The sequence below is a fragment of the Streptomyces sp. NPDC002537 genome, from assembly GCF_053594975.1.
Genome location: NZ_JBSFWT010000147.1, coordinates 1 through 10,113 on the forward strand (window position 1 = coordinate 1; position 10,113 = coordinate 10,113).

At 71.3% G+C, this 10,113-nt stretch carries 10 protein-coding genes and 2 pseudogenes; 8 read left to right on the forward strand and 4 right to left on the reverse strand.

What is annotated here, in order from left to right; translation table 11 throughout:
- Positions 1–94: pseudogene (locus ACWD4A_RS34245) on the forward strand (DNA-binding response regulator); the annotation flags it as partial.
- A 40-nt stretch (positions 95–134) separates the two neighbouring features.
- On the opposite strand, the gene ACWD4A_RS34250 reads toward ACWD4A_RS34245, so the two are convergent.
- The gene (locus ACWD4A_RS34250) at positions 135–2,345 is read right to left on the reverse strand and encodes a transglycosylase domain-containing protein (RefSeq protein WP_451200204.1); all 2,211 of its coding nucleotides are present in this window, start codon (positions 2,343–2,345) and stop codon (positions 135–137) included.
- A gap of 385 nt (positions 2,346–2,730) precedes the next feature.
- On the opposite strand from ACWD4A_RS34250, the gene ACWD4A_RS34255 reads away from it, so the two are divergent.
- Complete coding sequence (locus ACWD4A_RS34255; RefSeq protein WP_205519362.1) at positions 2,731–3,066, forward strand: WhiB family transcriptional regulator; 336 nt, start codon at positions 2,731–2,733, stop codon at positions 3,064–3,066.
- Between the two features lie 81 nt (positions 3,067–3,147).
- Here the strand turns inward: ACWD4A_RS34255 and ACWD4A_RS34260 are convergent, their stop codons facing one another.
- A complete protein-coding gene (locus ACWD4A_RS34260) occupies positions 3,148–4,536 on the reverse strand; it encodes an ArsA family ATPase (RefSeq protein ID WP_451200207.1) in 1,389 nt (462 codons plus the stop codon).
- Positions 4,533–5,528 (reverse strand): ArsA family ATPase, encoded by a 996-nt coding sequence (locus ACWD4A_RS34265; RefSeq protein WP_451200210.1) that lies wholly within the window; start codon positions 5,526–5,528, stop codon positions 4,533–4,535. Before ACWD4A_RS34265 ends, ACWD4A_RS34260 begins: the two co-directional genes overlap by 4 nt.
- 297 nt (positions 5,529–5,825) lie before the next feature.
- Here ACWD4A_RS34265 and ACWD4A_RS34270 point away from each other — a divergent pair, with 297 nt between their 5' ends.
- The 4 genes from ACWD4A_RS34270 (at position 5,826) to ACWD4A_RS34285 (ending at position 8,365) form a co-directional block, all read left to right on the forward strand.
- Positions 5,826–5,984, forward strand: coding sequence for a DUF4177 domain-containing protein (locus ACWD4A_RS34270; RefSeq protein WP_003967454.1), 159 nt, complete (start codon positions 5,826–5,828; stop codon positions 5,982–5,984).
- Positions 5,981–6,445, forward strand: a complete 465-nt coding sequence (locus tag ACWD4A_RS34275; RefSeq protein WP_451200214.1) for a RidA family protein — start codon at positions 5,981–5,983, stop codon at positions 6,443–6,445. The genes ACWD4A_RS34270 and ACWD4A_RS34275 overlap by 4 nt, the downstream gene beginning before the upstream one ends.
- 178 nt (positions 6,446–6,623) lie before the next feature.
- A complete protein-coding gene (locus tag ACWD4A_RS34280; RefSeq protein WP_451200217.1) occupies positions 6,624–7,538 on the forward strand; it encodes an NUDIX hydrolase in 915 nt (304 codons plus the stop codon).
- On the forward strand, positions 7,535–8,365 hold the full coding sequence (locus ACWD4A_RS34285; RefSeq protein ID WP_451200220.1) for an MBL fold metallo-hydrolase: 831 nt from the start codon (positions 7,535–7,537) through the stop codon (positions 8,363–8,365). Before ACWD4A_RS34280 ends, ACWD4A_RS34285 begins: the two co-directional genes overlap by 4 nt.
- Positions 8,366–8,402: 37 nt before the next feature.
- On the opposite strand, the gene ACWD4A_RS34290 is transcribed toward ACWD4A_RS34285, so the two are convergent.
- A complete protein-coding gene (locus tag ACWD4A_RS34290) occupies positions 8,403–8,867 on the reverse strand; it encodes a helix-turn-helix domain-containing protein (protein ID WP_451200223.1) in 465 nt (154 codons plus the stop codon).
- A gap of 449 nt (positions 8,868–9,316) precedes the next feature.
- Between ACWD4A_RS34290 and ACWD4A_RS34295 the strand changes: the two are divergent.
- Positions 9,317–9,523, forward strand: a pseudogene (locus tag ACWD4A_RS34295) (hypothetical protein); the annotation flags it as partial.
- A 110-nt stretch (positions 9,524–9,633) separates the two neighbouring features.
- Positions 9,634–9,909 (forward strand): hypothetical protein, encoded by a 276-nt coding sequence (locus ACWD4A_RS34300; RefSeq protein WP_451200226.1) that lies wholly within the window; start codon positions 9,634–9,636, stop codon positions 9,907–9,909.
- Positions 9,910–10,113: the final 204 nt, after the last annotated feature.

The window sequence follows — 10,113 nt, forward strand, 5'->3', positions numbered from 1 at the left end:
CTGTCGTCGGCTGCGCACCGAAGGCCATGGCTTCCCCGTGCTGGTCCTCACCGCCCGCGCCGACGAGGTGGACACCGTGGTCGGCCTGGACGCCGTCATCGGTCCGGGCGCCCCTGCGCGTTGTCGTCGAGGCGTCAGTGGCCCCTGCCGCCCGTCGGGTTGTGCTTGCCGGAACGGCCGTTGCCCGGACCGCCGGTCGTGGTGTCGGCCGGGGTGCCCGGAGTGCCGTTCGCCGGGTCGTTGCCGTTGCTGGTGCCGCCGGGGTTGCTCTTGGCGGCGTCGGTGCCCGCGTCGATGACGCCCGATCCGTCGAACGTCGGGGCGGGCTTGCCGTCCAGCGCGCCGTTCATCGCGTCGCGCCAGATCGGGCCCGGGGTGTCACCGCCGTAGACCTTGTCGTGGTAGACACCGCCGATGCTGATGCCCTCCATCTCGACGTCCTTGCCGGGGCCGCCGACCCAGACCGCACCCGCCATGTTCGGGGTGTAGCCGACGAACCAGGCGGCGTGACGGCTGTCCGTCGTACCGGTCTTGCCCGCGCTGTCCCGGCCGTCCAGTCCGGCCTGCTTGCCGGTGCCGTCCTCGACCACGCCCTTGAGGAGCGAGTTGACCGTGCTGGCGGTCTCCTCGGACATCGCGCGCGAGCACTGCGTCTTGGGGACGTTGATGCTCTTGCCGTTCGGGTCGGTGGCCGAGTTGATGAGGACGGGGGTGCAGTACTTGCCGCCGTTGGCGAAGGCCGCGTAGGCGGCGGCCATCTTCAGGGGCGACATGCCCTGGGTGCCGAGCGCGATCGACGGCACCTGGTCCATCTTCTTGCCGGAGGCCGGCTTCAGGCCCAGCTTCGCCGCCATCTTCGTCACCGGGCAGGTGCCGATGTCGCCGATCATCTGGATGAAGTAGGTGTTGACCGATTTCGCGGTCGCCTCCCGCATGCCGTACGGGCCGACCTCGCTCCGGTTCTCGTTGCTGACGGTCGCGCCCTCGCTGTTGCGCCAGGTGCCGTCACACGTCTCGACGGAGTCGGGGTAGGCCATCTGGAACGGCGATCCGTAGACCTTGTTCGGCGAGATGCCCTCCTCCAGTGCGGCCGCCGCGAGGATCGGCTTGAAGGTCGAACCGGTCTGGAAGCCGTAGGTCGAGCCGCCCTGTGCGTGGTCGGCGGAGAAGTTGATCTGTGTCTGGTTCTCCCCGAAGCCGTACGGCCGGGACTGCCCCATGCCGAGCACCTTGCCGGTGCCGGGCTCGACGATCGATACCGCGGTGGCCACCGAATCGTTCTGGTAGACGTGATCGCTGATCGACTTCTGCACGGACTTCTGGGTCTGCGGGTCCAGGGTCGTACGGATGGTCATGCCGCCCTCGTTCCAGCGCTTGGCCCGCGCCTCCTTCGTCTTGCCGAAGGCGGGGTCCTGGAGGAAGGTCTCGCGGACGTAGTCACAGAAGAAGCCGGCGCCGTCGACGGCGGTGATGCAGCCGCTCTTGGGCCGGGTGACCTTGAGCTTGAGCGGCTTGGCCTGGGCGGCGGCCGCCTCCGCCGGAGTGATGTCCTTGAGCTCCGCCATCCGCTGGAGGACGGTGTTGCGGCGCTTGACGGCCTCCTTGGGGGCGTTGACCGGGTCGTAGCGGCTCGGCGACTGGACGATGCCCGCCAGCAGCGCGGCCTCGTCCAGGTCCAGGTCCTTGGCCGGCTTGCTGAAGTAGCGCTGGGAGGCGGCCTCGACGCCGTAGGACTGCTGCCCGAAGAAGGTGATGTTCAGGTAGTTGTTGAGGATCCGCTTCTTGCCGAGCTCCTTCTCGACCTGGATGGCGTACTTCAGCTCCTTGACCTTGCGGCCGAGGGTCTGCTGGGTGGCGACGGCGACCTTGTCGGGGTCGTCGCCCGCCTCCTCGATGAAGATGTTCTTCACGTACTGCTGGGTGAGGGTCGAGGCTCCCTCGGAGACGCCGCCGGACTGGGCGTTCTTGTTGAGCGCGCGGAGGACGCCCTTGAGGTCGACCGCACCGTGCTCGTAGAAGCGCGCGTCCTCGATGGCGACGATCGCCTTCTGCATGTAGGGCGAGATCTCGCTCAGCGGGATGACCGTGCGGTCCCGGGAGTAGACCTTCGCGATCTCGCCGCCCTGGGCGTCGAGGATGGTGGTGCGCTGACTGAGCGGCGGGGTCTTGAGGCTCGCGGGGATGTCGTCGAATCCCTCCACCGAACCCTTCGCCGCCAGGCCGAAGGCGCCGACGGCGGGCAGGGCCAGACCTGCGAGAACCGCTCCGGAGAGCACGCTGACACCGAGGAACCTGGCGGCCTGCTGGGCCCTGCTCGGGCCCTCGTCCGAACGCTTCATAGCCATGAAGGGAAGCCTACGTTCTCATTCGGCGGACAGACGCCCGTGTGTTCGCCTACGCTGTTTCACGCCAGTCACTGCGATGCCATTCAGCATCACCTTCGCTCTCACTCTTGTGAGTGATGAGATGTGTCCGTATTGCCGCCTGTGTCACTTGGTGACCGTCGCAGGATGGGTGAACTGCCCCGGTATAGCGGGGATAGTCGCTGATGTCGCCAGCTCACTCCGTTGGGTGATCTGCCGCGTACGCATAGTCCGTTCGGGCCATCCAAGATTGGGCCCGAAGGGGGTGTTGCCCCCTGCCTGCCTTCCGTAACGTCCTCAACTGGCAACGGTGAATATGCCGCTGCCGCCGTGGGGGAGCCTCAATTCGGGAGAGGACGGCGCCAGCATGGGCTGGGTAACCGACTGGAGTGCGCAGGCAGCCTGCCGCACTACCGATCCGGATGAACTATTCGTTCAGGGCGCAGCACAGAACAGGGCCAAAGCGGTCTGCACCGGATGCCCGGTGCGTACCGAGTGCCTGGCCGACGCGCTGGACAACCGCGTCGAGTTCGGTGTCTGGGGTGGGATGACCGAGCGCGAGCGGCGGGCGCTGCTCAGGCGTCGGCCGACGGTCACCTCCTGGCGCAGGCTCCTGGAGACCGCCCGTACGGAATACGAGCGTGGTGCGGGGATCCTGCCGCTGAGCGACGAGGAGTACGACGCCTATGCGGCGGTCGGCTAGCCGAGGCGCAGCGCGCCGACCACGAGCGCCCCGATCCTGACGGCATTACCCACGGCGCCGTCAGCCGGGGGCCTCGGCGCGTCAGTCGACGGTCGCCGTGTGCGACGGCGACTGCAGGGCGAGCCGCTCGCCGATGGCCCGCAGGCCCGCCAGGTCGTGCACGTCGCCCGGCAGGGCGGCCACTTCCGCCACCGCGACCTCGGGGTGCAGCGCGGTGAAGCGATCGCGCGTACGGCGCTCGCGGGCGAGCACCCGCATCCGCTCGGCGTGCAGCCTCAGCAGCCCGGCCGTCAGCCGTGCGGTGGATTCCTGTGCGGTGAAGTCCTGTGCCGTGGAGTCTCCAGAAGGCGCGGGCTGGGGGAGGCCGCTCTCGGGAGTGGCCGGGACCGTGGGAGTGCCGGTGCCCGGGGCGTCAACGGTACGTGAGGCAGCTTGCCCGCTGTCACGATCCACAATGCCGCCGCCATCAAGATTTTCTGATGTTTTCATCGCTTCTGACGGCAGGGCCTCACCGAGGGGATCGAGTGAGCCGTCGAGCAGCGCTTCCGCAGCGGCCAGCGCCCGGTCGGCGGGCAGCCGCGCGGCCTCGCTGCCGTGCACGCGGTTGAGCACGAGCCCCGCCAGCGGCATCCGCTCGGCGGCCAGTCGCTCGATGAAGTACGCCGCCTCCCGCAGGGCGTCCCGCTCCGGGGCCGCCACCACCAAGAAGGCCGTGCCGGGCGCCTGGAGCAGCCGGTACGTGGCATCGGCGCGGGTGCGGAAGCCGCCGAACATGGTGTCCATGGCGGCCACGAACGTCTGCACGTCGCGCAGGAGCTGCGCGCCCATCAGCTTGTTGAGGGGACCGCTCATCACCGACATGCCGACGCCCAGGAACTTCATCCCGGCCCGGCCGCCGATTTTCGCGGGGGCCATCAGCACCTTGATGAACTTGCCGTCCAGGAAGGACCCCAGGCGCCCCGGGGCGTCCAGGAAGTCGAGCGCGGAACGGCTCGGCGGGGTGTCCACGACGATCAGGTCCCACTCGTCACGCGCGCGCAGCTGACCGAGCTTCTCCATCGCCATGTACTCCTGTGTGCCCGCGAAACCGGCCGACAGGGACTGGTAGAAGGGGTTCTCCAGGATGGCCCGGGCGCGCTCCCGGTCGGCGTGTGCCTCGACTATCTCGTCGAAGGTCCGCTTCATGTCGAGCATCATGGCGTGGAGCTCGCCGCCGGCGGACGCGTCGATTCCGGGCACCCGGCGCGGCACGTTGTCCAGTTCCTCGATCCCCATGGACTGTGCGAGCCTGCGGGCCGGGTCGATGGTGAGGACGACGACCTTCCGGCCGCGCTCCGCGGCCCGTACGCCCAGAGCGGCCGCGGTCGTCGTCTTGCCGACGCCACCGGAACCGCAGCACACGACGATGCGGGTGCGCGGGTCGTCGAGAAGGGGGTCCACGTCCAGGACGGACGCCGTGTCCAGGCTCACTCGGAGACTCCTTGCTTCCGCAGTTCGCGCGCCATGCGGTAGAGGCCCGCCAGGTCCACGCCGTCGCCGAGCAGCTCCAGTTCGTACGTGGGGAGGCCCAGTCCCGATATCTCCGTGCGGCCGCGGTGTTCCAGGGCGAGTCGCTCGGTGTGCTCGCGTGCCTGCGTCACCAACGGGTCGACCAGCAGCTCGGCGAGGCCCGCGTGGCGCGTGCCGCCGAAACCGGTGCGCTCGAGCGCGTGCGACAGCGTACGGGCGACGGCCACGCGCCTGCCGTTCGCGGCGATCTCGACGGCCGCCTCGTCCAGGATCTCCGGCCGCACCATGTTGATGACGACGCCGCCCACCGGCAGTTGTGCCGTGCGGAGCTCCGTGATGCCGTCCACGGTCTCCTGGACCGGCATTTCCTCCAGCAGCGTCACGAAGTGCACTGCCGTCTCGGGCGACTTGAGGACGCGCATCACGGCCTGCGCCTGGTTGTGGATCGGGCCGATCCGGGCGAGCCCGGCCACCTCGTCGTTGACGTTCAGGAAGCGCGTGATGCGGCCGGTCGGCGGGGCGTCCATGACCACGTGGTCGTAGACGTAGCGGCCCGCGCGGTCCTTGCGGCGTACCGCCTCGCACGCCTTGCCGGTCAGCAGGACGTCCCGCAGGCCCGGCGCGATGGTCGTCGCGAAGTCGATCGCGCCGAGCTTCTTCAGCGCGCGGCCCGCACTGCCGAGCTTGTAGAACATCTGGAGGTAGTCCAACAGGGCCCGCTCGGCGTCGATCGCCAGCGCGTACACCTCGCCGCCCCCGCCGGGCGCGACCGCGATCTTCCGTTCCTCGTACGGCAGCGCCTCGGTCTCGAAGAGCTGCGCGATGCCCTGCCGGCCCTCGACCTCGACGAGGAGGGTGCGCTTGCCCTCGGCGGCGAGGGCAAGCGCGAGTGCCGCGGCGACCGTGGTCTTGCCGGTTCCGCCCTTGCCGCTGACGACATGGAGCCTGCTCATGGATCGGAGCCTAATTCGTCGACAACGGCCGTGTGGCGTCAGGTGGCGACATGGTTCCCTCCGGAAGCGACCGCTGCGGCGTCGCCCGGACGTTGACATGTCGCGTCGAAAGTGGCCCGAATCCGGTGTTGACCGCTCGGCCCGCGCCGGGTATCGACGAGGGGCGCCCGTGCCTCGGTGAGCGAGCCGTGTCGGAGGGCGCGGCGCGGGAGCCGACGCCCTGACCCTGCGAGTGTCCGGCCGACCGCCGCGCGGGCTACGCACAGGGCTGTCGGTGCCAGGCATTACAGTCGGGCCATGACCAAGTGGGAATACGCGACTGTGCCGCTTCTCGTACACGCGACCAAGCAGATTCTGGACACCTGGGGCGAGGACGGCTGGGAGCTCGTCCAGGTCGTCCCGGGCCCGAACAATCCGGAGCAGCTGGTGGCCTACCTCAAGCGGGAGAAGGCGTGAGTGCCGTCGAGGCCAGGCTCGCCGAGCTGGGCCTGACGCTGCCCGACGTGGTGCCGCCGCTGGCCGCCTACCAGCCGGCCGTGCGCTCCGGGGCGTACGTCCACACCGCCGGGCAGCTGCCGATGGTCAAGGGCGCCATCCCGGTGACCGGCAAGGTCGGTGCCGAGGTCAGCGCCGAGCAGGCGAAGGAGCTGGCGGCGACCTGCGCGCTCAACGCCCTCGCCGCGGTGAAGTCGGTCGTCGGCGACCTCGACAAGATCGTGCGCGTGGTGAAGGTCGTGGGCTTCGTCGCCTCCGCACCGGACTTCACGGCGCAGCCCGGCGTCCTCAACGGGGCCAGCGAGCTCCTGGGCGAGGTGCTCGGGGAGAAGGGCGTGCACGCCCGCTCCGCGGTGGGCGTGGCGGTGCTTCCGCTGGACGCACCGGTGGAGGTCGAGATCATGGTCGAGGTCCGGGACTGATCCCGCGCCCTCGCGCAGTCCTCACGTTGTGTCCGCGAGCGCCGGACGGGCCGGCAGCGAGCCCGTCCGGCGCTCGTTCACCAACGGCCCTCCGCACGGTGGAACCGCACATGGGGACGGCCCGCGGCGCGGCCCGCACACCCTCGAACATCCGCGCGTGAGCGCATAGCATCCGGCCATGTCACCCTCGAACGGCCAGTGGTACCCGCCGGAGTGGCCGGACCGGATCAGAGCACTCACCAACGGCGAGCTCCGGCCCGTCGCGCCCCGCCGCGCCGCGACCGTACTGCTGCTCCGCGACGAAGTCGGCGGCCCCGCCGTCCACATGCTGCGCAGACGCGCCTCCATGGCCTTCGCCGGAGGCGCGTACGCGTATCCGGGCGGCTCCGTCGACCCGCGTGACGAGCGCGAGGTGCCCTGGGCCGGTCCGTCGCGCACGGACTGGGCGGACCGCCTCGGCGTGGCTCCGGCGGGAGCTCAGGCCATCGTCTGTGCTGCCGTCCGGGAGACCTTCGAGGAGGCGGGCGTGCTGCTGGCCGGGCCGACGCCCGACACGGTCGTCGCCGACACGACCGGCGCCGACTGGGAGGCCGACCGGGCCGCTCTCGTCAGCCGTGAACTGTCCTTCGCCGACCTCCTCGACCGGCGCGGCTTGGTGCTGCGCAGCGACCTCCTCGGCGCCTGGGCGCGCTGGATCACCCCGGAGTTCGAACCCCGCCGCTACGACACCTGGTTCTTCGTGGCCGCGCTCCCCGAGGGCCAGCGCACCCGCAACGCCTCCACGGAGGCCGACCGCACCGCGTGGGTCCGCCCCGCCGAGGCCGCCGCCGGCTACGACCGCGGCGAGCTCCTGATGATGCCGCCCACCATCGCCACCCTGCGCGCGCTGCGTCCGTACGACAGCGTGCCGGACGTGCTGCGCGCGGCGGGTGACCGGGATCTCACGCCCGTCCTGGCGCGAGCGCGGCTCGTCGGCGGCGAGATCGTGCTGAGCTGGCCGGGGCACGACGAATTCACCAAGCACATCGCTCCGGGAACGCCGGAGCCCGACCACCCCACGGGAACCCCGCGAGCCTTGGGAGCCGATTCATGACCACCTCAGCCGACCTTCCCGGCAGGCCGCGCGGCGGCGCCATCGGCGGCCCCGCGACCGCCCGCGCGACGTGCGTGCTCGCGCACAACCCGAACGTGATGACCCTGGACGGCACCAACACCTGGATCGTCGCCGAGCCCGACTCCGAGCTCGCCGTCGTCGTCGACCCCGGCCCGCTGGACGAGGCCCACCTCGTCGCCGTCGTCGCGACCGCGGAGGCGGCGGGCAAACGCGTCGCCCTGACCCTGCTCACCCACGGCCACCCCGACCACTCGGAGGGCGCGGCCCGTTTCGCCGAGCTGACCGGTACGCACGTACGCGCCCTGGACCCGGCGTTGCGGCTCGGTGGCGAGGGCCTCGGCGTGGGCGACGTGATCACCACGGGCGGACTCGAACTGCACGTCATCGCCACACCGGGCCACACCGCCGACTCGCTCGCCTTCCACCTCCCGGCGGACCGCGCGCTCCTCACCGGGGACACGGTCCTGGGGCGCGGCACCACGATCGTCGCCCACCCCGACGGACGGCTCGGCGACTACCTCGACTCGCTGCGCAGGCTGCGCGCCCTCACCGTCGACGAGGGAGTGGAGACGCTGCTGCCCGGCCACGGCCCGGTGCTGGACGACGCCCAGGGCGCCATCGACTACTACCTCGTCCACCGGGCGAAGCGGCTCGCTCAGGTCGAGACGGCCGTCGAGAGCGGCCACCGCTCGCCAGAGGACGTGGTCGCCCACGTCTACGCGGACGTGGACCGTTCCCTGTGGCCCGCGGCGGAGCTTTCGGTGCGGGCGCAGTTGGAGTACCTGGGCGAACACGGGCTGATCTGACGGCCGGACGCGTGCCGGGGGCGCCGCGCCCGGGGCGTCAGCCCGTGCCCGCTGCTTTCCGGTGCCGGGTGTCCCCGTCCTCCGACGGCAGGAACGGGGCCGCCACTTGGCGGAAGAGTGCCCTCCGCTCCGCGGGGACACCGAGGAGCTCGGCGGCCTCCTCCAGCGTGATCCCACGGCCGTCCGTCGCCCTGTCCGTCGTCCTGTCCGTCGCTCTGTCCGGAGCGTGCGGCACAGGCATGGGCAGGTCCGCTTCGGTGAGCTTGCCGGATCTGATCAGCACGTCGCGTACGGGTACGTCGAGTGCCCGCGCCAGACCGCGCATGGTCGCCAGGTCCGGCATGCTCTGCCGTTGCAGCAGCCGGGTCACGGCCGCCCGGTGCACTCCCGCGTCGTCGGCGATCCTGGACCGGCCACCGCCTCGGGGACGGTCGATGTCGTAGCCGCGGGACCTCATCAGGTCCTCCATCCAGGCCGCGAATCCCTCCAGGGCGTCCCTCATCGCAAACCCGCCTCCCTGCCGTTCGCGCACGAGCGTAGCGCGCGTGAGCGAGCGAAGTCCCCGCCGCGGTGCGGGCTTTCGAGCACCGGCGGGGAGCGGGTTGCCGGGATGTGGGGACGGCATGGAGGAACTGCTGATCACGTGTGGGCGCGCAACCCGTCCGGGGCGGGTGGAGTCCGCTGTGCCCGGCCGGACGGCGCACCCGCTCCCGCGCGGGCGCACGGCGGGTGCGAGCCGGGTACGAACCAGGTGCGAGCCCTTCCCCCGGGGCCGGAGCGTGCGGGCGCCGACCGGGCCGTGTACGCCGTTTGGCAGCGGAAGTTGGGCTTCCCGGGCGCGGATGCCGATGGCATACCGGGCGGGTCAGTTGGGACCGGCTCGAAGTCCCGTGTTCCTGACGACCGCAAGGAAACGGAACCGGGGCCGCAAGGGAAAGGAACTCCACCACCATGTCCGAAGCCGCCAAGCGCACCGCGCGCACTGTTCTGCAGACAGCGGTTGCCATCGCGGTCGTCCTGCCTGCCGTGGTGCAGGCATCCGGCATCCCGTCCGCCCTGCCGTGGGTGGCGGGTGCGCTCGCCGTCGCGGGCGCCCTGACACGGGTCATGGCACTCCCCGGCGTGCAGGCGCTGCTGCCCGGCTGGCTGCGCACCGACGCGGCCGCGCGCCGGGACGACGAACTGCTCGCACTGGCAGGGAGGGGGAGCGCCGCCAGACGGGCCGCCAAGTACCCCGCCCGCGTCGGCGGGAGCGACCGGGGCCGCCCATGACGCCCCTGCCCCGCCCGGAGGCCGCGCACGACGCGGCCGCCGTCGCCCTGGGACCGGAGCGGGTGCGCGGCGCCGTCGAGGCCGAGTTCGCCTGCGCCGACGGGGCGTTCGCGCCGTTCGTGCGGTGCGGCGGCCGGAGCGGTCGGCGGCTCGCGGACCGCGAGGGCCGCCTGGACGCCCCGGGGCGAGGTCGTCGCCCACTTCCCTCACCGGCCGCCCCCACGGGCCTCCTGGCGCCGCTGACGGCGATTCACGGCACGTTCGCGCGGTGACCGCGGCCCGGCCGCCCGTTCGGTTCCGCCGTATGTGACCGCCGTGCCTTGTCCGACCGCGACCGCGACTGCTGCTGCGGGCGACCGCATGCCGAAGGCCCCCGCCGCTTCCTTCCGTTCTAGTGGTCGTCGCAACACCCCAGTTCAGGGGATGCGATGGACTTCGAGATTCGGGAACAGCGGAAGCCTCAGGGGCCCCGCAGG

Coding starts and splice junctions, on each gene's coding strand:
- ACWD4A_RS34255 (WP_205519362.1), top strand. CDS start 2,731: ATGGGCTGGGTAACCGACTGGAGTGCGCAGGCAGCCTGCCGCACTACC.
- ACWD4A_RS34250 (WP_451200204.1), bottom strand. CDS start 2,345: ATGGCTATGAAGCGTTCGGACGAGGGCCCGAGCAGGGCCCAGCAGGCC.
- ACWD4A_RS34270 (WP_003967454.1), top strand. CDS start 5,826: ATGACCAAGTGGGAATACGCGACTGTGCCGCTTCTCGTACACGCGACC.
- ACWD4A_RS34285 (WP_451200220.1), top strand. CDS start 7,535: ATGACCACCTCAGCCGACCTTCCCGGCAGGCCGCGCGGCGGCGCCATC.
- ACWD4A_RS34280 (WP_451200217.1), top strand. CDS start 6,624: ATGTCACCCTCGAACGGCCAGTGGTACCCGCCGGAGTGGCCGGACCGG.
- ACWD4A_RS34300 (WP_451200226.1), top strand. CDS start 9,634: ATGACGCCCCTGCCCCGCCCGGAGGCCGCGCACGACGCGGCCGCCGTC.
- ACWD4A_RS34290 (WP_451200223.1), bottom strand. CDS start 8,867: ATGAGGGACGCCCTGGAGGGATTCGCGGCCTGGATGGAGGACCTGATG.
- ACWD4A_RS34265 (WP_451200210.1), bottom strand. CDS start 5,528: ATGAGCAGGCTCCATGTCGTCAGCGGCAAGGGCGGAACCGGCAAGACC.